Origin of the sequence: Companilactobacillus musae, assembly GCF_003967595.1 — a bacterium.
In the GTDB taxonomy this organism is placed as follows: Bacteria; Bacillota; Bacilli; order Lactobacillales; family Lactobacillaceae; genus Companilactobacillus; species Companilactobacillus musae.
In genome coordinates, this window is the sequence record NZ_BIFW01000010.1 from 1 (window position 1) to 21,858 (window position 21,858).

General features: G+C 35.9%; 22 protein-coding genes and 1 riboswitch. Of the genes, 15 read left to right on the forward strand and 7 right to left on the reverse strand.

All coding sequences use genetic code 11. From position 1 onward, the window contains the following. Nucleotides 1–239: 239 nt before the first annotated feature. From LAB100_RS10245 to LAB100_RS11595, 5 genes are all read left to right on the forward strand, one after another. Nucleotides 240–572, forward strand: coding sequence for a toxin-antitoxin system HicB family antitoxin (locus tag LAB100_RS10245; RefSeq protein WP_119327105.1), 333 nt, complete (start codon nt 240–242; stop codon nt 570–572). A gap of 10 nt (nt 573–582) precedes the next feature. After that, a complete protein-coding gene (locus tag LAB100_RS10250) occupies nt 583–1,401 on the forward strand; it encodes an SPFH domain-containing protein (protein ID WP_119327104.1) in 819 nt (272 codons plus the stop codon). Between the two features lie 136 nt (nt 1,402–1,537). Next, nucleotides 1,538–2,074 (forward strand): phenolic acid decarboxylase, encoded by a 537-nt coding sequence (locus tag LAB100_RS10255; RefSeq protein WP_119327103.1) that lies wholly within the window; start codon nt 1,538–1,540, stop codon nt 2,072–2,074. A gap of 50 nt (nt 2,075–2,124) precedes the next feature. After that, complete coding sequence (locus LAB100_RS10260; protein WP_119327102.1) at nt 2,125–2,634, forward strand: PadR family transcriptional regulator; 510 nt, start codon at nt 2,125–2,127, stop codon at nt 2,632–2,634. A gap of 105 nt (nt 2,635–2,739) precedes the next feature. Next, nucleotides 2,740–2,889 carry a hypothetical protein gene (locus LAB100_RS11595; RefSeq protein ID WP_162894248.1) on the forward strand — a complete coding sequence of 50 codons (150 nt, stop codon included), beginning with the start codon at nt 2,740–2,742 and terminating at the stop codon, nt 2,887–2,889. A 165-nt stretch (nt 2,890–3,054) separates the two neighbouring features. On the opposite strand, the gene LAB100_RS10265 is transcribed toward LAB100_RS11595, so the two are convergent. Beyond that, a complete protein-coding gene (locus LAB100_RS10265; RefSeq protein ID WP_119327101.1) occupies nt 3,055–3,414 on the reverse strand; it encodes an ArsR/SmtB family transcription factor in 360 nt (119 codons plus the stop codon). 130 nt (nt 3,415–3,544) lie between these two features. Between LAB100_RS10265 and LAB100_RS10270 the strand changes: the two genes are divergently transcribed. Next, entirely contained in the window at nt 3,545–5,464 is a 1,920-nt protein-coding gene (locus LAB100_RS10270) for a heavy metal translocating P-type ATPase (RefSeq protein ID WP_119327100.1), read from the forward strand. A gap of 422 nt (nt 5,465–5,886) precedes the next feature. Continuing rightward, the gene (locus tag LAB100_RS10275; protein WP_119327099.1) at nt 5,887–6,681 is read left to right on the forward strand and encodes a hypothetical protein; all 795 of its coding nucleotides are present in this window, start codon (nt 5,887–5,889) and stop codon (nt 6,679–6,681) included. Between the two features lie 513 nt (nt 6,682–7,194). On the opposite strand, the gene LAB100_RS10280 is transcribed toward LAB100_RS10275, so the two are convergent. Together LAB100_RS10280 and LAB100_RS10285 are read right to left on the reverse strand one after the other, a co-directional pair. After that, a complete protein-coding gene (locus LAB100_RS10280; RefSeq protein WP_119327098.1) occupies nt 7,195–8,529 on the reverse strand; it encodes an NCS2 family permease in 1,335 nt (444 codons plus the stop codon). Between the two features lie 220 nt (nt 8,530–8,749). Beyond that, the gene (locus LAB100_RS10285) at nt 8,750–9,391 is read right to left on the reverse strand and encodes an SDR family oxidoreductase (RefSeq protein WP_119327097.1); all 642 of its coding nucleotides are present in this window, start codon (nt 9,389–9,391) and stop codon (nt 8,750–8,752) included. Nucleotides 9,392–9,504: 113 nt separating this feature from the next. Between LAB100_RS10285 and LAB100_RS10290 the strand changes: the two genes are divergently transcribed. Further along, nucleotides 9,505–10,266, forward strand: a complete 762-nt coding sequence (locus LAB100_RS10290; protein ID WP_119327096.1) for a flavodoxin family protein — start codon at nt 9,505–9,507, stop codon at nt 10,264–10,266. Between the two features lie 427 nt (nt 10,267–10,693). On the opposite strand, the gene tpx is transcribed toward LAB100_RS10290, so the two are convergent. Beyond that, nucleotides 10,694–11,191, reverse strand: a complete 498-nt coding sequence (gene tpx, locus LAB100_RS10295) for a thiol peroxidase (RefSeq protein ID WP_119327095.1) — start codon at nt 11,189–11,191, stop codon at nt 10,694–10,696. Between the two features lie 102 nt (nt 11,192–11,293). Here tpx and LAB100_RS10300 point away from each other — a divergent pair, with 102 nt between their 5' ends. The 6 genes from LAB100_RS10300 to LAB100_RS10325 all read left to right on the forward strand — a co-directional run bounded on the left by LAB100_RS10300 (nt 11,294) and on the right by LAB100_RS10325 (nt 16,716). Then, the gene (locus LAB100_RS10300) at nt 11,294–11,806 is read left to right on the forward strand and encodes a GNAT family N-acetyltransferase (RefSeq protein ID WP_119327094.1); all 513 of its coding nucleotides are present in this window, start codon (nt 11,294–11,296) and stop codon (nt 11,804–11,806) included. Between the two features lie 113 nt (nt 11,807–11,919). After that, entirely contained in the window at nt 11,920–12,399 is a 480-nt protein-coding gene (locus LAB100_RS10305) for an LPXTG cell wall anchor domain-containing protein (RefSeq protein WP_119327093.1), read from the forward strand. A gap of 124 nt (nt 12,400–12,523) precedes the next feature. Next, on the forward strand, nt 12,524–13,309 hold the full coding sequence (locus LAB100_RS10310) for a WxL domain-containing protein (RefSeq protein WP_119327092.1): 786 nt from the start codon (nt 12,524–12,526) through the stop codon (nt 13,307–13,309). Between the two features lie 100 nt (nt 13,310–13,409). Then, complete coding sequence (locus tag LAB100_RS10315; protein WP_119327091.1) at nt 13,410–14,516, forward strand: DUF3324 domain-containing protein; 1,107 nt, start codon at nt 13,410–13,412, stop codon at nt 14,514–14,516. Nucleotides 14,517–14,602: 86 nt separating this feature from the next. After that, nucleotides 14,603–15,586 carry a WxL protein host-binding domain-containing protein gene (locus LAB100_RS10320; RefSeq protein ID WP_119327090.1) on the forward strand — a complete coding sequence of 328 codons (984 nt, stop codon included), beginning with the start codon at nt 14,603–14,605 and terminating at the stop codon, nt 15,584–15,586. 5 nt (nt 15,587–15,591) lie between these two features. Next, nucleotides 15,592–16,716, forward strand: coding sequence for a DUF916 domain-containing protein (locus LAB100_RS10325; RefSeq protein WP_119327089.1), 1,125 nt, complete (start codon nt 15,592–15,594; stop codon nt 16,714–16,716). A 42-nt stretch (nt 16,717–16,758) separates the two neighbouring features. Here LAB100_RS10325 and LAB100_RS10330 read toward each other — a convergent pair whose 3' ends face one another. The 3 genes from LAB100_RS10330 to LAB100_RS10340 all read right to left on the reverse strand — a co-directional run bounded on the left by LAB100_RS10330 (nt 16,759) and on the right by LAB100_RS10340 (nt 19,394). Next, on the reverse strand, nt 16,759–17,406 hold the full coding sequence (locus tag LAB100_RS10330) for a TetR/AcrR family transcriptional regulator (RefSeq protein ID WP_119327088.1): 648 nt from the start codon (nt 17,404–17,406) through the stop codon (nt 16,759–16,761). Between the two features lie 66 nt (nt 17,407–17,472). After that, entirely contained in the window at nt 17,473–17,742 is a 270-nt protein-coding gene (locus LAB100_RS10335; protein ID WP_119327087.1) for a hypothetical protein, read from the reverse strand. Nucleotides 17,743–17,879: 137 nt separating this feature from the next. Continuing rightward, nucleotides 17,880–19,394, reverse strand: coding sequence for a helix-turn-helix domain-containing protein (locus LAB100_RS10340; RefSeq protein ID WP_119327086.1), 1,515 nt, complete (start codon nt 19,392–19,394; stop codon nt 17,880–17,882). A gap of 91 nt (nt 19,395–19,485) precedes the next feature. Then, a riboswitch (Lysine riboswitch) is annotated at nt 19,486–19,670 on the forward strand. Nucleotides 19,671–19,925: 255 nt separating this feature from the next. Between LAB100_RS10340 and LAB100_RS10345 the strand changes: the two genes are divergently transcribed. Continuing rightward, nucleotides 19,926–21,374 carry an amino acid permease gene (locus LAB100_RS10345; protein WP_119327085.1) on the forward strand — a complete coding sequence of 483 codons (1,449 nt, stop codon included), beginning with the start codon at nt 19,926–19,928 and terminating at the stop codon, nt 21,372–21,374. Nucleotides 21,375–21,858: the final 484 nt, after the last annotated feature.

The following is a 21,858-nucleotide window of genomic DNA, read 5'->3' on the forward strand; positions in this document are numbered from 1 at the left end:
GATTATTCTTAGTGACGAAGTCACTTAGAATAAGGCCGAGCTTGAAGACTGTTGGCAACGCCAAGAGGCTCCAAGTCGTGCCCACTACGTTCCAGCCCAATTTTCTTTGTTGCGGAGGACGGCAAACTTATACTGTAACCGAACTTGAGTAAAAGCCGTGATTATTGCACTGAGATTTTTTTACATATTGACAATATCAGTATGATATCAATGTGATATGAAAATGATATAATATAGATATGGCAGATAAAATGATAGCACTAAGATTAGACAAAAGTTTATATGATCGAATTTCTGAAGATGCAGCTAAGGAGAATCGAAGTATCAACAATTATATTGTCACGAAGCTTAGCGATACGGTGCCAACCAATAATCTTGAACAACGCCAAATAGTCGGATCAGTCGTTAGAGGGGACAAGATCAATATGGCAAATGATTTGGTCGAGGTTAAGGGTATCTATTATCGTTATGATCTTTTGGCAAATGATTTGGTTGATAAGACCCGTAATTATCAGGTCATTAAAGCAAATGGAAATATTTTAACTATTCAAGAATTAAAATCAGAAAAGTAGGGGATTAAATATGTTAGGATTTAAAGTTGTACGTCAAAACCACGTAGGATTGGTTGAAACGCTAGGAAGATATAGCCGTGAAGTTAATGCCGGATTAAGTCTTTATATTCCTATTTTTCAAAAAATTAGAATTGTCAATTTAGCAATGATTCCTTTGTCATTACAAGGTTATTCAGTGATTACAAAGGATAATGCCGAAGTACAAACAACAGTTACTTTGAACTATCATGTAACTAATGCTAAAAAATTCGAATATGAAAATAGTGATTCAGTAGAATCAATGGTGCAATTAGTTCGTGGTCATTTACGTGACATCATTGGTAAATTAGATTTGAATGAAGCTCTTGGTTCTACTTCTAAAATCAATGCTGATTTGTCGATTGCCATTGGGGATTTGACTGATACATATGGTATCAAGGTCGATCGTGTCAATATTGATGAATTGAAACCATCTGCTTCAATTACTGAATCAATGGAGAAACAGATTAGAGCTGATCGTGAAAAAACAGCCGCAATTGCTAAAGCTAACGGTGATGCTAAAAGTATTGAAATTGAAATCAAAGCTAAAAATGAGGCCACAGTTACAAGTGCCAAGGCGGAAGCTGAAGCTATTAAAGCAAAGGCAGATGCTAGAGCTTACGAAATCAAAAAGTTAAATGACACTCTAGCAACAGTTGATAGCAAGTACTTAACAGCTCAACAAATTCAAGCCTTTCAATCTCTAGCTGGGTCAAATACTAATACAGTTGTGATGGATAAGGATTCTATTGGTAAATATGCTGATGTTCCGGTGACTGCTAGAGTTATGAATCAAATGGTGAATAAATAATTTTTAAACAACATCTACTTCAAAATAGTAGGTGTTTTTATTTTGTTCAAATAAATCTCTTGACTATATGTCGTTAACGACATATACTAATCATTGTCGATAACGACATAAGAGATTTTAAGGAGATATTAAAATTATGACAAAAACATTTAAAACTTTAGACGACTTTTTAGGAACACATTTTATTTATACATATGATAATGGTTGGGAATACGAATGGTACGCTAAGAATGATCATACTGTGGATTATCGAATTCATGGTGGTATGGTTGCTGGACGTTGGGTCAAGGACCAAGAAGCAGATATCTTGATGTTAACTGAAGGCGTTTATAAGGTTTCATGGACTGAACCAACTGGGACTGATGTTGCACTTGATTTCATGCCTAATGAAAACAAAATGCATGGTACAATTTTCTTCCCTAAGTGGGTTGAAGAACATCCAGAAATTACAGTTACATTCCAAAATGAACATATTGATTTAATGGAAGAATCACGTGAGAAGTATGAAACATATCCTAAATTAGTTGTTCCTGAAATGGCTAAGATTACATATATGGGTGATGCTGGTCAAAATAACGAAGATGTAATCAGTGAAGCACCATACAAGGAATTGCCTAACGATATTAGAAATGGCAAGTACTTTGACGAAAACTATCATCGTATCAACAAATAGCATGCTAGAATGATATACAGAGATGTATATCATTTTTTTTGGAGAAAATTATGCCTAAGAAAAGAATATTGCCATATGTATTGCTTGGTTTGATCAATAATAAGGGAAGTTTGTCTGGTTATCAGATCAGTCAGGAATTCAAAAATGAAGTTGGAGATTTTTGGCATGCTTCACACAGTCAAATTTATCCCGAATTGGGACGAATGAAAGATGATGGCTGGTTAAAGGATCATGATGAGGATAAGTCTACCTTTTATACTTTGACTACTGAAGGTCATCAGATTTTGCGTACTTGGATGCAAGAGCCATTAGATGACAATGAAGAATTGTTTTCTTTGAAATTGTATTTTATAAAAGATGAAAGTGATCCATTGTTGAATACTTTGTTAAAAGAAGAGTTACAGATAAAGCAGACTAAGTTGGACTACTTGCAAGGCCGTTTGCAAACCGTGTTTGATACTGAGAATAAAATAAAAGATAATTATGGTCATTATTTGATTTTGACTCGGGCAATTGAACGGGAAAGTAACCATATTAATTGGCTGAAGAATAAGCTTTAAGTATCTTTAATATATTTTAAGAATATATGTAATATAAAATAATGTTTACATGGATTGATAATCGCTTTAAACTTAATCTATAAATATTTTTGTAGGAGGAAGTTTATGTCAGACGGAAATCCATATTGCCATGCTGGAATGGAGTGTCATGATGGTTGTCGCTGCGCTAGAACTGATGGAATTTGTCATTGCAAAATGATCAGTGCTGATAAGTGTGCCTGTGATGGTTATTGTGGTGTTAGAAAAACAATTTAAATTTATATTCACAGATCAGGTAGAGAAATCTACCTTTTTTTGTGGAGAGGGGGAAATCCGTATAGGCCAATAGTTGTGAGCGCATTCTTTTGGTACAAAATAAAATCAGCCACTAATATTTTAGTGACTGATTTTATTTTCTTATTTGGAAAATTAATCTATCTATTAAAAGTCATTTTCATCTTCGATGATATGGTCTTGGGTTTGTTTAAAAATAGTAATGATATGTTGATCACTAAGACGGTAGTGAATATTTCTTCCACGTCTGGCATTAGAAACAAGATTTAATCCCTTGAGAATACTTAACTGGTGGGAGATTGAAGACTGGCTCATATCAAGTGTATCAGCAATTTCACCAACACTTAATGGTGTTTCAGCCAAGGCAAAAATAATTTTGGCACGGGTCATATCGCCAAAAGCTTTAAAAATATTAACCATAGCTTCAAGGTCTTCATTATCAGGTAAATTTTTCTTTAAATTGTGCAATGCTTTTTGGTGTTCCATTTCAAAATTTTGTTCTGGCATAAGTTGTCCTCTTATTGGAAATAGGTTGAAATTCATCAAGACCTATTATATTATAATTCATATATGAATGATTGCTCATATATTCAGATGAGCATGTAAACCTTTTCAATTTTAAAGGAGGATATTCTCGATGAAATCATACGATGTCCAAACTGAATATAAAATTAAAAAGAAACAAAAACATGTTAAAAATGAATTGAGCAAATCAACTAAGTTAACTATTATTCGTTTGTTGATTTCCTTTATTCTACTACTATTAGGTTCCAGTTCACTACTTCCTGATTCAGTCAACGTAGGAACGTTTGTTTTGGCCTATTTAGTAATAGGCGCCAGAATTGTCTATAAGGCTATTAGAAATATTTTTCACGGAGAGATCTTCGATGAGAATTTTCTGATGAGTATTGCGACCATTGGGGCAATAGTTTTGGGTGAATATCCTGAAGCTATCGCTGTTATGCTGTTTTACGAATTAGGAAATGTATTTGAAGATGTGGCTGTTAATCGTTCTAAAAAATCAATTTCGGCTTTGTTGGAAGTTAAGCCAACCTTTGCGACTTTGAAGCTTAACGATAAAACTAAAAGGGTCGATCCTAGTTATGTCGAAAAAGGACAAATTATTTTAGTTAAACCAGGAGAAAAAATTCCACTTGATGGTACTGTAGTTTTAGGCAATTCATCGGTAGATACTTCTGCTTTAACGGGTGAATCGATGCCTCAGAATATCAAAGTCGGCGACGAGGCTTTGAGTGGTTCAATTAATCAAAATGGAACTTTACAAATTAAAGTTACTAAAGTTTATAACGATTCGACTGTTGCTAGAATTTTGGACTTAGTTCAAAATGCCAGTAGCAAGAAGGCTGATACGGAGAAATTCATTACTAAATTTGCTAAGATTTATACACCAATCGTAGTTGGTTTGGCAGTAGTTTTAGCAATTGTTCCACCATTGGTATTTCAAGGGACATGGGACACTTGGATCTATCGTGCGTTGATTTTTCTAGTTATCTCCTGTCCTTGTGCACTGGTTATCTCAGTACCTTTGAGTTTCTTCGGTGGTATTGGAGCGGCTTCTAAACAAGGTATTTTAGTTAAAGGTAGCAATTATCTAGAAGCTTTGAATTCCGTTGATACAGTAGCTTTTGATAAAACAGGAACTTTAACCAAAGGAAAGTTTGATGTAGTAGCTGTTGATCCTCAGACTGGAATTTCTAAAGATGAACTATTGCAGATGGCAGCCAGTGTAGAAAAAAATTCTACACATCCAATTGCCGTATCTATCTTGAATGCTTATACAGGCAAAATTTTACCAGTTGAAAAATCGCTTGAACAAGCAGGTCATGGACTTAGCGCTGAAGTTAATGGACAAAACGTGATTGTTGGTAATGCAAAGGCCATGAAGACTAATAAGATTGACTTCACTGAAGCCAATGTAATAGGAACCGTGGTCTATGTAGCTGTGGCTGGTAAGTTCTGGGGTGATATTGTAATTGCGGACGAACCTAAGAGCGATGCTTTGAATGCTATCAAATTGTTAAATAATCGTGGTATTGAAAAGACAGTCATGTTGACCGGTGATAATCAAAAAGTTGGATCAGCAATTGCACAAAAACTTCATATGCAAAAAGCTTATACTGATTTGATGCCTGAAAATAAAGTTCAAATCGTTAATGATTTACTAAAGAGTTCACATCAAAATAATAAGAAAGTAGCCTTTGTCGGCGATGGAATTAACGATACACCAGTATTGGCAACAGCTGACATTGGATTTGCTATGGGTGGCTTGGGATCAGATGCTGCTGTAGAAGCAGCCGATATTGTTATCATGGGCGACGAACCTTCAAAGGTATCTCAAGCAATGAAGATTGCTAAAAGAACACGTCAAATTGTTATTGAAAATATTTCCTTTGCTCTAGTAGTTAAAATTTTGTTTCTATTATTAGGAGCTTTAGGAATGGTCAATATGTGGCAAGCCGTTTTCGCTGATGTTGGTGTAACGATTATAGCCGTCTTGAATGCAATTAGATTACAATTGATTGATTTTGATAATTAGAAAAAACATTACTTTGAATTTGCCGTCCTCCACAACAAAACCGATTGGGCTGGAACGCTGCGGGCACAGATTTGAACCAATTCTGCGAATTGTTTCAAATACTGGCCTTCTACTAAGTGAGTACCTCACTAAGTAGAATTTCGCGGCTGAGCCCATCGGTTTTGTTGCTCCGGACTATTGCTTTATTTTAAATATAAAAAAGAAGAACAATGTCTATTAGTTTCAGGTAGCTTTACTACTACTTGGAAGGCTTAATAGACATTGTTCTTTTTTAGTTAGTATCAGTTATAACCAGATTTGAGAAAGAGCCATCTAGGTTCAGGGTAATGTTTTTTTATGGAAATTTTACTATATTGATCAGACTTATTTAGGTAGACTAGATTGTAGAGATAACAACAATAAACATATGGGGGAGCAAAAGAATGACAAAGAAGATAGTAGTTGGTCTAGCGCTCGTAATGGTGTTGTTTGGTGGATTTACTACATATTATGTCAATGTCCGAAAAAATACAGCTGAAGAAAAAGTGGTTTCTAAGGATAAGCCTAAAATATCCAAGAAAACTCTTAGTAAAAAAGCTGCGGTACAAATCAATGCTGAATTTTACAGTCATGAAAAAGTTCAATCTGAAGCTGAAATGGCATTAGTAGGTTATCCAGCTACTTTTTCCAAACTGTTAAAACAGGGAGAATTAACAATCATTGGCGAAATAACGGGACTCAAAAGTTACGTTTTTGAAAGTCATCCTTATACGGTCGCTAATGTGTATGTAAATAAAGTCTTACGTGGTGATGCTTCTAAACTAGATAAAACAATTCGAGTAATGTTTGTTGGTGGAAACATAACTAAAAAAGAAATGTTGGCACCAGTAGCTGATAAGTCGTCTATGAACGTAACGGATGAAGAAGCAAATTCAGATGAAATTGTAACCGTAGAGTATGCAGGTAATCGACTTCCCCAAGCTGGAGAAAAGGTAGCCTTAATTCTTTCTAAAGCTCCATCAGGAGCAAATAATATCCCTGGCAAATTTTGGTCACCAATCTTTGCCAATAAAGCCACTTTCTTTCAGGATTCCGACGGTCAGTATAGAAGAATTCCAGAACAGCCTTCAATTGGTGGAAGTTCAGATGGAACGACCGGACAATCTCAGAATCAGTTTAATCAAGAAGATGACGAAAAAATGAACAAAGGTATGAATGATCTAATAAATAAAGCGTAGTTATTTGAAGAATAAAGAAAGCGCCCATCAAGGAAATGAAAAAAAATTTCAAGTTTGGTCATACTTTGAATTTGCCGTCCTCCACAACAAAACCGATTGGGCTGGAACGCTGCGGGCACAGATTTGAACCAATTCTGTGAATTGTTTCAAATGCTGGCCTTCTACTAAGTGAGTACCTCACTAAGTAGAATTTCGCGGCTGAGCCCATCGGTTTTGTTGCTCCGGACTATTTTTTTTTAGTGATTCAATTTTAAATATAAAAAAGAAGAACAGTGTCTATTAGTTTCAGGTAGCTTTACTACTACTTGGAAGGCTTAATATTCACTGTTCTTTTTTAATTAGTATCGGTTATAGTCAGATTTGAGAAAAGGTTATGTAGGTACTTTGGGGATAAATCAAGTATATGATATCCCAGTCCGGAGCAATAAAGAAAATGGTTTCAAATATCGTACCCATTATGTTCCAGACCAATTTTCTTTGTTGCGGAGGACGGAATCCTTTAAAATATCTTCTTTAATTACCAGGTAAAACATTAATAGTATAGAGCAAGACAATAAAGACAAAGAACAAAATATACATGATTGGAGTAATTTCCTTACGACGTCCTGCTGCCCACATTGTTAGAGGATAAAAGAGAATTCCGAAAGCAAATCCGTAAGAAATATTATATGTCAGTGGCATACCAACGATAGTTAAAAAGGCTGGCATAGCGATTTCAAACTTATTCCAATCAATTTGTTTCATTGATTGGGCCATTAGAATACCAACGATGATCAATACCGGTGCAGTTACATTAGAAGTAACGACTGTCAAAAGCGGGGAGAAGAACATTGAAATGATAAACATGATGCTGACAACAAGAGATGTCAGACCTGTACGACCACCAACAGCAATTCCGGCAGACGATTCAACGTAAGCGGCAGTTGGAGTAGTACCCATAACAGATCCACCTAACATAGAAATTGAATCAGCCATCAATGCACGACCGATACGAGGCATTTTGTTATCTTTCATAAAGCCAGCTTGTTCAGCCAAACCAATTAAAGTACCGGCAGTATCAAAGAAGGCAACTAGCAAGAAGACTAAGACGACTGCCCAGAGTTTGGGATCAGCTAGATCTGGTAGATGAGCAATACCGACACCAAATGTAGGTTTCATACTAGGAATAGTTGAAATAACTTGGTGTGGTAAAGGAATCAATTTAGTAATAAGTCCTAAAATAGTTGTCAAAACCATACCGATGAAGATTGATCCGGGGACTTTTTTTGCCATTAATAGTCCAGTTACGATCAAACCAAAGATAGTTAACCAAGTAGTTGGAACGGTCAAGGATCCCATTTCAACTAGAGTTGACTTACTAGCAGTAACCAAGCCACCACCTTGTAAGCCAACAAAAGCAATGAATAATCCGATACCTGATGCCATAGCTAGTTTCAGGTCGTGCGGAATTGAATCAATAACTAATTCACGTAATTTTAAAACAGAGATCAATAGGAACAAGATACTGGACATGAATACTCCAGCCATAGCTGTTTGCCAAGGAATACCCATGGCTAGAACAACTGAATAAGTAAAGAAGGCATTGTCGCCTAGTCCGGGAGCGATGGCAATAGGATAGTTAGCAAGTAATGCCATCAAGACGGAACCTAAAATTGCTGAAAGAGCAGTAGCAGTGAAGACGGCACCTTTATTCATACCGGCAGTTCCTAAGACTTGCGGATTGACGAATAAAATATAAGCCATCGAAACAAAAGTAGTAAGTCCAGCTAATATTTCACGTCTAACGGTTGTATTAGCTTCTTTAAGATGAAAAAGCTTTTCCATAAAACTGAGATCTTCTGATTCCATGATATTAACCCCCTAAGGTTTATTTCATTGATTACTCAGTAAGTATTACAGAGTTTATGAAAAAAGACAACTAAAATACGATTGATTTATACAAATTATCTATTATAGTTCGGATTATATAACGATAATTAAATTTAAAATAATTTATACGATTAAAATATATTAAAAACACGAATGAAAAGGCATTCCACAAAATTCTGCAGAATGCCTTTTTTAGAATTTAGTTAAAGATATCTTCTTCAAATTGGTCGCCACTAGCAAAGGTGTACTCTTTACCGATCGTAGCTGGGTTTTGAATAATCAATGCAATTGCACGAGCAACATCAACTCGAGGGATGCTGCCTGATTCGTTTGGACCAAGTAATTTGATTTTGCCAGTACCGTCATCATTTGTTAAGGCGCCTGGGTGGATGATCGTATAATCGAGATTAGTGCCACGTAAATGATCATCAGCATAATGCTTAGCAATCATATATGGTTTAATACCTGATGCGTCCCACTTGCTACGATTGTCACTAAAGAGCGAGCTAACCATAATGTAGCGCTTGATACCAATAGCTTCGGCAACCATCATCGTCTTGATAGCACCATCTAAATCAATTTCCAAAGTTAAATCATAACCGGCACCGCCAGCACCAGCAGAGAAGACAATTACGTCGGCTCCAGAAGCTTCAATAGAATCTTTGATACTGTCAAGGGAGGCTGTCAAATCAATAAATTGAGTTTCAATGTTGTTTTCGTTATAAGCCTTGATTTGTTCCTGACTACGCAATCCAGCAACGAAATCAATATTTTTTGATTGTAATTCTCCAATTAGTAGGTGACCCACTTTACCATGAGCACCAATGATAAGAACTTTCATAAATTCCAGACCTCCTTATTTAAACATATCGTAGCAACAATTTTTTAATAAAGCTAGTGTTTTGAATCTAATATCACGGTATATTAGACTTATATATAAAGGGGACTTTGCGTATGAAGATATTAGGAATCTTAGCTTCACATCAAGAGCATGGTTTGAACGCCAAGATGCTTGATGAAGTTATGAAGAATGTCGACAAGGGCGTTGAAACAGAAACCATATACTTAGAAAATTACGATATTACACCACATAAGTATCATGAGAAGAATGATGTTTTAGATGAATTATCGCAAAAGTTAGCCGAAAGTGACGTCTGGGTCTTTGCGGCACCAACATATTTCCGTGAGTTGTCAGGTGTTTTGAAGAACTTTTTTGATTGTATGCGTCCAAAATTGGTTTATTTTAAAGAGAATGGCGATACGATTCCGGGGCAATTTAAGAATAAGCATTATTTAAGTATCAGTTCTTGTTATGTTTCACCACTTGAAAACTTTATTACCGGAGTAACTGACGAATCATTTAAGACAATTGATCGAGTAATGTCAGCTGCCGGAGTTATTAAAGTAGGAGAGATTGTATTACCAGGAACTTTTGGCATGAAAGAAATACCTAATAATAAGAAGAAACTGTGTCAAAAGTATGCCAAAAAGATTTCTGTTAGAAAAAGAAAGGACGATTCAACCTTGAAAAGATATATACAGTTATTCTTCATGATAGCCATAATGGCACTAATAACGATGGGGATTCAAGTACCTTTAAGCCCATGGATCTCAGGGAGTTTTTGGTTGAACTATGTGACCTTTACTGTTATCTTCTTTGTATTATTAGCATGTATTTTGCATTTTGTTACTTTTGTAAAGCATCGTCGTAGATAATTGGATATTAAAAAAGGCAGTCAGTTATATATGACCGCCTTTTATTGTTTGAAACGAGCTACGATGGAGCAACTCCTTCCGGTTAAGTCAACTTTCTGTGTCACTCGCTATGCGAGCAACCCAAAAAGTAGTCTTAATCCTCGGGAGCTGACCGCTCCATCTCCGCTCTCTGATTAAAACGAGCTACACAAGCCAATTCCTTCGGGTTAGCTACGCATTGAAAACTACATGCAAAGTGCGCATGTAATTTCCAACGCTAGGTTAATCCTTGGGAATTCCCAGGCTTGTTCCGCTCTCTGATTAAAACGAGTTACACAGAGACAATCCCTTCCGGTTTGCTACAGCATCGAAGTCACACGCAAAAACGGCGTGCAATTTTGATACTTAGGCAAATCCTCGTGGACTGACCACCTCTGTTCCACTCTCTCTATTTGACTAATTCGTTTAATTGGCCTAGTACTTTATCATAACTTGGCTCATCGGTTTGAACGGGTACGATTTCTGAATAGATGATTTCACCATTCTTGTCTACGACCCAAACGGAACGGGCTAAGATGTTTAGGTCTCTGATCCAAATGTTTGATTTTTTACCAAAGTCATGGTCGATATCGGAGAGCATTTGCATATTCTTAACATTCTCTGCGGCACACCAATTTGCTTGTTCTTCTGGGGTGTTAGTTGAGATAGTTACGAAATTGATAGCTGAGTGTCCGTCAATTTCTTCATTAAAGTGTTTAGTTTGAATGCTGCAGACGCTAGTATTGATATCTGGAACGACACTGATCAACAATGGCTTGTCTAATAGGCTACTTAGTTTGATTTCATTGTTATCCTTGTTGAGAACAGTGAAGTCGGGGAAGTTTTCACCCACGGTCAATGGCTTGCCAATTGTTGTAATAGTTTGTCCTTTAAAATCTAAATCCATACAAAATCACACCTTTCATAATTGAACTAGATTTATTATAAAGTACCGCAAATCAAAAACCTAGAAATTAGATTGAAAATTAACTTAACATGAGGTTATGTCATGGAATTAATAGGAAAGCACATAAAAATACGTAATTTTGCAATGTCTGACTTGGAAGAATTTCTTAAATTAGTGCAAGATAAAAATAATCATAAATTAGCTGGACTGGAGTATACCGAGGATGTAGACTTTGGTCGTGATCTCCTTGATATGTATCAGCGAAGGGATGGTGCCTACGCCATTGCTTTGCAGGATACAAACCAAATGATCGGAATAATTGAGTTGAATAAACGTGGTGAATCAACCGAGTTGTTGCTAACACGTGAAATCGGTTTTGTTATTAATAGAAGCTTTCGGCAAAAAGGTTATGCCAAAGAAGCAGTTAAGCTGTTGCTAGACTACGGATTTAATGATCTCAAGTTAACCGAGATCTGGGCATCAACTGAAAAAGATAATCCAGCTCCGCAAAAACTTTTAGAAACATTAGATTTCAAATATGTCTACGAAGCTGATCAAGCGCTTCCATACACGGGACAACACAATCTGGTTAAATATTACCTTTTAAAGAAATGATTCACTTCTTGTAAGAAATTCTTAATTATTTCGGATTAAGAAGGAAGTGTACAGATGGTATTATACAAAGCGTAAGGAGAAAACAGACAGACTTTTGATGAGAGGTTTTTTATATGAAGAAAAGAATGAGAACTAGAAAAAGTCTCACAGTCAAAAAGCGAGTAGTCGGTTTCTTCGCAATTGCCGTTATATTGTTGGGTGTGATTGGAGGATTTGGTTTTACGCATGTAATTGCCGAATCTAACAGTACGACAGGAGGTGGCGCTGATAGGTCAGCACCGGTAGCAGTTGTCGCTAGCGCATCAGAGTCATCTAGACTTGATGGAGGTGGCGGCGGTACAAATGCTAACGTGGTACTGAATAGTGATAATACTGGTAGTAGCACTGGTAATGAAAGTAAAGTTGCTAATACCGGATATGAAACACCTTCAGTAAATGTTAATAACATGTCATCTTACCCACAAACGGGTGATGCTCGTGACACCGGATTAATCATAACCGGCTTTACGATTTTGATTGGTCTATTCGCTTTTTACGGTTATAAGCTCCGCAAAAGCTTGGCAGTTTCACATGTTTCAAGGGTTTCAAAATGATTCAATTCTGATAAATAAGTTTTACAGATTATGAAATGTACAAGCTGTAAAATTTGGTATTATCTAATTGTAATCAAGAAAGATAAAAACAAAAAATAATTTTCTATATCAGGGAGGATATATCATGAAATTATCAAAAAACGTTCTAGTAGGATCATTAGCAACAGTAGGTATGGTATTAGGAGCAATTGCACCAGCATTGACAGCACAAGCTGCTACAACAACAGGTAAGGTTAACAATGATGGTAGTGTTACAAAGGTAGACGGATTCCCAACACCTGCAGATGCAGCACAAAATGGTGGTTTAGCAATTGCTTATGATGCTGGTAATGGTACAGATGCTGGTTCAGCAACAATGGCTTCAAATGCTAATGTTAAAGTTGTTAGTGGATTGTTAGTATTGGATGCAGTTCCTGACTTCGGATTTGGCTCAGCTGCTGCAGGTACAACAGTTGGTTTAGTAAATAATCAATATGCTCAAAAAGAAGCAGATTCAACAAACGCCGATGCTGTTAAAGTAACAGAATCACGTACAGCTGCTCCTGGTTTCACATTAGGTGCACAAATTTCAAACTTCACTTCTGCTAACGATACAACAGGTCAAGCATATACTTTGAATTTACAACCAACATCATTGACAGACGATCAAGGTAACTCAGTTTCATCTGTACAAACAAACAATGTTAGTTTGTCAGGTGCAGATTCTGATCCTGCTACACTTGTAGACTTAGCTGCTGGTTCATACAAGGAAGGTCAAGTAAATGCTTCATTCAAACCTGGCGACAAGAATGTATTCTTGACATTGGGTAAGGATGCTTCAACAACAACAGCTGACAAGGCTAGTGTTAAGGCTTATAATGCTAAGATTACTTGGACTTTGACTGCAAAGCCATCAAAGACAGCTGGATAATTAATAAAAATTAAAATTTATACTATAAATTAAGACCACTACTACATTAGTAGTGGTTTTTATTTTATAATATAGTTATGAATTAGGTATATGGAGGCTTATGATGAAAAGAAAAGGAATGCGTTTATTCTTTATTGCATTTGCTTTTTTGCTATCAATTTTCTCAGTTAGTTTAAATGAAGAAAACATTAAAGCGGCAACATCTGGGGACTATACTTTAAAAATTGGTGGGGAAAATACAGATACTTTAAATATTGATGGTGGTAATTACAATATTACTGGCGACCCTGGTCAAACAGAAGAGTTAAAGCTTTTGGTAATTAATCAGGCAAGTAATACTAGAAAATTTAGATTTGATGTGAATACTGCTTATACATCTGACGGTGGAACTTTGTCTTATAATAAAAATAAGGTTTCTGATCCAGATTTGAAGATTCAATTACGTAGTTTGGCAACTCCAAAGTCGGCAGTATTTAGTGTTCCAGGTAATAAAACTGCTACTTTAACATTTAAAGTTAAGATTCCTGAAAAGAGTTATGAAGGAACAATCATGGGGGGTGTCACGGTTGCCCCATATAAAGAAAAGGCTAAAGGAACAGTTTCTGCAAATGGTACTTTAATCAAGAATAAGTTTAGTTACTCTATTCCTATTCAGATTAAACAAAAGGATAGTGCTAGTCCGGAACCAAAGTATTCAGTAAGAACAATTAAGCCAGCTTTGGTACAAGGCACCAAAGGTCAAACTCAAGGTATCAATGTTAATGTTCATAATTCAACAAACTCTTATGCTGGATCATTAACTGCAAAAGCCGTTGTTACTAAAAAAGGTGACAAGAGTTTTAAAATTGTAAAGGATGCAAATAGTCAAAATATTGCTCCAACAACTAATTTTAATATGGGAATTTCATGGGGTAAGAAATCACTTCAAGCTGGTAATTATCACTTGAAATTAACATACAAGGCTGAAGGCGGACTTAAGAGTTGGGTAATTAATAAAGACTTTACTATCACAAATAATGATGCTGCTAAGTATAATAAGTTAGCTGGTATTAAACCAAATTATCTATGGTTATACATTCTATTGGGTATTCTAGCCTTGGCTATTATTTTAGGCCTTGGTATTTATCTAGGTAAGAGAAATAATAATAACAATAGTAATAATGGTGATAATAATTCTGGAAATACAACTAGAAGACGTCGTCGTTAATAAAAAAATAAATTGAGCTGTTCCAGGACTTGGAACGGCTTTTTTAGTATCATAGGTAGTATAAGGATTTTAACTAGAGGATTATTATGAATAAGAGAATAGTTTGTTTTGTTTCGCTTGCTTTTTTTGCTTTAATTAGTTTTATTTGTAATCCGATAACTGCCAAAGCTGATTTGGATGGAATTACCGTTACTCCATTAATTGAGAATGATTCTGATGTAACTAATAGATTTCAAATTGTTGGTAAATCGAGTTCTGAGAGAACGTTAAAAATTTCAATAAGCAATTTCGGGATTAGAAAGGCTAATTTAAAAATTGTTCCAACGAATGCTACCACGTCTATGGACGGAAAAATTGTATATACTGATAATGTGAAGGCTGGACAATATGGTTTGAAATATGCTTTTGCGGATATGACAAAAAGTCAAACTGTTTTGTTGCGACCCAATAAAACTAAAGATTTAACATTTAAAGTTAAACTTCCAGAGGGTAAGATTAATGGTTTACTGCTGGGTGGATTTAATATATATGATGCAAGTAATCAAATACATGGTAATGCTGACATTCCAGTTTGGATAACAGATGATAACAAACCTGTTGGTGGTATTGTTACGCTTCATAATCTGGCATTAGATGTAATCAATAAAAAACCGCACATAATCATCAACCTCCAAAACAAAGAACCAGGCATGATGAAAAATGTAATAGTTCACATGACGGTAAAGCGTAAGAGCTGGTTAGATAGATTTAATCTCGGTCCCAAAACAATGATTGCTGATCTAACTTATCCCAAAGTTGCTCCTAACTCACGTATTCCAGTTGATTTTGATCAAAACACCACACCGATTGAAGCTGGAACTTATGTTGTAAAAGGTGCGGCTAGAAGTGGTAAGGCAACGTGGACGTTCCATAAGACATATCACATTACGCAGGACCAAGCCAACGATATTAATAAACGCTGCAAGGGTCTGATTTATAATAAGACGACGACATATATTCTTATTGTCTGTGTCTTAGTATCATTGATTTTCCTAATTTTCTGGGCCATTTGGTATTCAGGTAGGAGTTAATACTTATGAAGAAACGAATAATTGTATTTTTTTCAACATTTTTACTATTAATAGCAACGCTTTTGCCATTTGCGACAACGGTAAAGGCTGCGCCTGATAAATCTTATGCGATCCAAGCTATCTTGCCGGATAATCAGATCAATAAAGATGAGTCATATTTTGATTTGAAGGTTGAACCTAATAAGGAACAAACTTTGAAGGTATTGATTGCTAATACTGGTACGAAACCGATCACGGTTACTGCTGAGGTTAACAATGCTTATACAGCGGATTCTGGTGTAATTGGTTACGATAAGTATAATGCTAAGCTCTACAAGGGCAAGAATCCTTCTCTGACATCATTAGTCGAGGGTAAGAGAAAACAGGTTGTAAAGCTTAATACGGGCGAAAACAAGACAGTTGAGTTTAAAGTTAAGTCACCAAGTTCTGACTATACGGGAATTATCTTGGGTGGTGTAACGACAACAGCTTCTGTCAGCCCAACTAAATCGAAGAATATTAACATTAAAAATCAAGTTCGTTATGTCAAAGTGGTTGTCCTTCGTTCCAAAGATGATGGAGTAATGCCTGATATGCATTTGACATCTGCTGCCCCTAAGGCAATTGCTGGAACAACTGGTATTGCCTATACAATGGACAATACAGCCCCAATTAACGTCAACAAGGTATCCTTGAAGGCTAAGATTACTAATGGCAGTAAAGTAACTAACTATAAGGCAGACAATTTACAATTTGCTCCTAGTTCACAGTTCAGTTACTTTATTCCAATTAAGAAATTAGATGCTGGTACGTACAAAGCACACATTACCTTGAAAAACGATAATGGTTTCCAAAAAGAGTTTAATTACAATATAACTGTTAAGAAAACACAAGCTAACTATGTCAATGACGCCGCTAATCCAAAACAAGAATCAAATAACAAGCAATGGATCGGTATCATTCTAGGAATCATTGTTTTGATTGCCGTAGTTGTTTGGATGTATCTCTACTACTCACAACGTAATAAAGGTGATGGTCCAAAGAATGGTCGTGGTAAGCTAAACTTGAGATTACCAAAGAAACCTGATTCATCTAATAAATCAAAAGATTCAAGATCTGGTAGTACAAGATCTTCACGTCATAAGAAGTAAAAATAAAGAGCTATCTGAATATTTAAATTCAGATAGCTCTTTTTATTTTGTTGGGGTCAATCCCTTAACAATAAAATCCGTTATATGTTCAATTTCTAAAGGTTCATTCCATTTTTTGACATCAACGATAATATAATGTTCGATCAAGTATCCTAAAATATTTGAGGCTAGAAACCGGAAGATTTCTAAGTTATCCCAATCGATCAGAATTTGCTTTTTCTTCAAATCATCAAGGACCTCATTGAACTGTTTAAAGGATTTTTTAGGGATGCTCTCAATTAGTCTGTCGTGAATATGTTGGTCGTAAATAAATTCATTCAAGAAAATTTTCATTATCTTATGGTTGTATTTAAAAAGGGAAATTCGATCATTGATCATTGTCGTTAAAAAATATTTCAAATTGAGATTGCCATTCTGATAAGCGGTACGAGAAAATTTGTCTAAATCCTGGGGTAGGATCTTGTGTGTCAAAGGTGTCAGAATAGCCATCAACAATTCTTCTTTATTTTTAAACTTACGGAAAATACTGCCTTCGGAAACTCCAGCATGTTCTGAAATTTCTTTGGTTGAGGTATTAGCATAGCCACGTTCGGAAAAGAGTTCGATGGCCGATTGAAAAATCAATTTTTGTTTCGGTGTGAGTTTTTCAGTTTTTTCTGCTTCACGATAAATATTAAATTGATCATTCATTTGCTTTACCTCTAATTATTATTAATAGCTCCATTCTATCCTAAATGGAGCCCAAGAGGAAAATCTTTATGAATGTTTCATTGTGTGGCTGTTTCTATATCCGAAGTAAAATTGAACGATGGCTAGAACAATATTGACGTAATTTAGAATATTGAACCAAGTATCAATGCCACTGACTTTGACAGTACCGAAGTAAACCCAGAAACCAACGATAACTGCAATAACGTTGATCCAAGCAAAGGTTTTTTGCAAGTTTTGATTATCAGTTGCAAACCACATCCATATGACATTAATAATGAACCAAACCATTAGAATCCAAAACATTGTTGTAAACATAATATCCACTCTCCTTTATATGATAGTGAGTACTCACTATCAATTTACAAATCCGATTATAGTTCTATATTTTTAAAATGCAACTATAAAAACAAAAAAAGTAGCCATCAATTATTTGATAGCTACTTCTTGGCTCTTCACAAAGCCTTTTTCTTTTTATTACTCTCGATTTTGTTCTTGAGTTTCTTGACATAAACTTGATTTAATTGGATCAAAAGCCAGATATAATCAGGTCTAGTTGAAGAGATATCCCATGGAATAACCTTAATGTTGCTTGGATATTTTTTTCTTTCGATATCTAGTGGCAATACATCTAACGAAGTAATTAAAACATCGACGTCTTCGTATACGCTACTTGGTACAATTTGGACAAACCCTAAGCTACGAATATTTCTTAAAACAACTTCAGCAGCTTGATTTCCGGGATCAATCAAGACTTTGACCTTGATAATATCTTCAGCACGAATTGTGGAGATATAACTAGGCAAAACTTGATAAAGGTTTCTGGAAATCAATTCGGCTGCATTGTAGATGCCTGGAAATTCATTTTGATCTACATTTGAGAAGAATGTATATACGTCTTTGTACAAGTCAGTATAAATTCTTTCATCATCGCTGCTATACATTGAGTCAAGATGCATGAGTGAGTAGGGAGCCATAATGTAATAGAAGACAATATCCCGAGTTACATAGGTCATAATATGCTTCAAAGTCTTTTGATTATGGTAGACAGTCATATCATCATGATAATGTTCTTTTAGGAAATCTATAAAGTGATAAACGAGCGCGTAGAACTTCGGATTGATTCTGGCATTAGCATTGATTGGTTGTTCAAATGCTGTATCACTTGGTTGAAAGGCAGTCTTTCTAAAGAGATTGATCAGCTTGTTTTCGTTGTCTAAGGCGTTAATAGGAACGATAGGGTAGTCATCATGAGTTAAGATGTCCTCCCCCAAGCCTTGATCACCAAAAACATCACTGTAATATGGCAATTCGTCGATATAATTACGTTTGATCAAACGAATTCTGGAGATTGCTAGGAAGTATTTCAATTGAAAATGAACGATTGGATTATCGAAAGTAATACCAGCACGTCCAATAATTTGATCAATTGAATTTTCTTGAATCAAGCCAAATGGCCATTCTTGCCCATGATAGGTGTACCAGTAGACATAGTATGCCATCCAACGAATATTTTTTTCATTGCCTTTGATCTCTAATGTCGAGTTGGAGATCTTTAGTCCAAAGTTTTTTAGGAAAGCCCTGAATTTTGACATTCGCCGATTAAGAGTTGATTTACTAGTAAAGTGCTCATTGCTAAAGCTTTCGAACGAAGGATTAGCACTTGTCAAACCGTAGTTGAAAGCTTGGAAGACAACAGAATTTTTTACTAGATATAGTCGGTAAGTATCAATTGAAATTTTGCTGAAGTCGATTGACTCAATTTTAGTATCGCTTGGGTCAATATCGGGAGCGACGTCAGCTAGATCCTCTAGCAGTGCCTGGAAAATATTGTAAGTTTTTTGATATGTGAATTGTAGTCTATTACTGATATTACTTAAGTTTACTTCACGAGGAGGTAATGATTTTATTACAGTAAGCATGCGGTACTTTTCAACGTCTTGCTTAACTAAGAAAATTTGCTCCAACATTTGTCTTCCCCCGGTAACATTAAATTAAAAAAATCTAATTATATATAAAACACTACTTGCTACTATCTTAACATTTATTTATAATGTTTTGTAATCAGATAGAGGTGCAATCTTTATTATTAGTATTTTGGAGTACGGATAGGGTACTTTGAAAAGATATGAAAGGAGAGTTTGCCGAAATCAATTATCCCTACTTGATAATTTGATTGGGCTGGTGCTTAAAAGGTACCAGACTGTCGAGATTTAGAGAACGTGAATAAGGAAACTTTCCTTATGAAGATTGTTTTAGGGCTGGTATGGCTTTAAAACGAGCTGCGCAAAGGCAACTCCTTCCGGTTAGCTACGCATTGAAAACTACACGCAAAATACGCATGTAATTTCCAATGCTAGGCTAATCCTCGGGAGCTGACCGCCTTTGCTCCGCTCTCTGGATTCGTTGAGCTATTGATTAATGGGATAATTATAATCCTTATTGTCGGTAGTTCCTCTGATAATAAGGATTTTTTTTATATCCAAAAAGGGGAATGAAAGATGGAAAATAATGATGTGAATAGGTCGCTGAAGACTCGCCATTTGTCTATGATTGCACTTGGTGGTTCAATCGGAACTGGTTTGTTTGTTGCAAGTGGTTCTTCAATTTCAACGGCTGGACCTGGAGGTGCCTTGATAGCCTATGTGGCTATTGGTATTATGGTTTACTTCCTGATGACTAGTTTAGGAGAAATGGCAACTTACATGCCTGTTTCTGGTTCTTTTGCTACTTATGCTACAAAATTTATTGATCCTGCATTCGGATTTGCGCTAGGTTGGAACTATTGGTTCAACTGGGCGATTACATTAGCGGTTGATTTATCAACTATTTCGTTAGTTGTGAAATATTGGTTTCCAAGTTGGACTTCCTGGAAGATCAGTTTAACTTTCATGGTTGTTCTATTAGTTATTAATTTTATATCGGTTGGCTCATTTGGAGAAACTGAATATTGGCTTTCATCAATCAAAGTTACAGCAGTAATTATTTTCTTGATCTGTGGTATTTTGACTATCATGGGTATTCTTGGTGGTCACGGATCAGTTGGACTTTCAAATTACACATACAAGCAAGCTCCATTTGTAGGAGGAGTACCGGCGATTCTAAGTGTATTCGTTGTTGCTGGGTTCTCCTTCCAAGGGACTGAATTGATCGGTATTACAGCCGGTGAATCAGCAACACCTGAAAAAAGTATTCCCAAGGCTATTAAACAAGTTTTCTGGAGAATTCTTTTGTTCTACATTTTGTCTATCGCCGTTATCGGTGCTTTGATTCCTTATACAAGTCCTAATTTGCTAGGTTCAGGTGCTGGTGATATTGCTATCAGTCCCTTTACTATTGTTTTCAAAAAAGTAGGGATTCCTTTAGCCGCTGGGATTATGAATGCTGTTATCTTAACATCAGTTATTTCCGCTGCTAATTCAGGTTTATACGCTGCCAGTCGTATGCTTTGGTCAATGAGTAAAAATGGCATGGCTCCTCAAGCTTTCCAAAAGACAAACAGTCGTGGAGTACCAGTATTTTCATTGATTTTGACAGCTTTAGTTGGTGGGATTGCTTTATTCACTAGTTTATATGGTGATTCATTCTACGAATTATTGGTTGCTGCTTCTGGTTTAACTGGTTTTATTGCTTGGCTGGGAATTGCTTTCTCACATTACAGATTCAGAAAGGCTTATTTATACAAAGGTTATAGTCTGGATGATCTAAAATATAAAGCAAAATGGTTCCCATTTGGCCCATTATTGGCAATTGTTTTAGGTATTATTATTATCCTTGGTCAAGATGTTCGTTCAATGGTCAACTTCAATATTGGACGTCTATTGATCAGTTATAGTGGTTTGATCATCTTGTTCGTATGTTGGGCTTATTATAAGATCAAACATAAGACCAAGTTCTTGAAACTAGAAGATATCGATGTTGAAAAAACTAAAAACGGTGGTCATTACTAGTTGAAATTTGTTACAAATTAAATTATGATGAACAAAGAATATTTAAGCTAAAAGAGTGCCTACTCATAAACCTTTCAGAGAAGCGATGGTTGGTGTAAATCGTTAAGGTCTTTATTCCAGCATTCTGGTAACGGGTAATGCCGTTCGGGTTGATCCGATAAAGTCTGAAAGTGCAGTGTATCTTTTTGTATACGCTGAAACTGGGTGGTACCGCGAATGGTCGATTCGTCCCTTTATTGGGATGATTCGACCATTTTTTTGTTTTTTGAATTTAAGGATTCCGCTCCCGACTGGGGCTGGGGTTTTAGTCTTGTTAGTTAAAATTGCTGCATACAATGGAGTTTAATTTTTTGTCATTAAGAATCTTAGATGAATCTAGCAACAAAACCCTAGTCCGGAGCAACAAAGAAAATGGGCTCAGTAGTGAAATTCTACTTAGCTCACGAAGTGAGGTTAGTAGAAGGCCGAGCTTGAAGACTGTTGG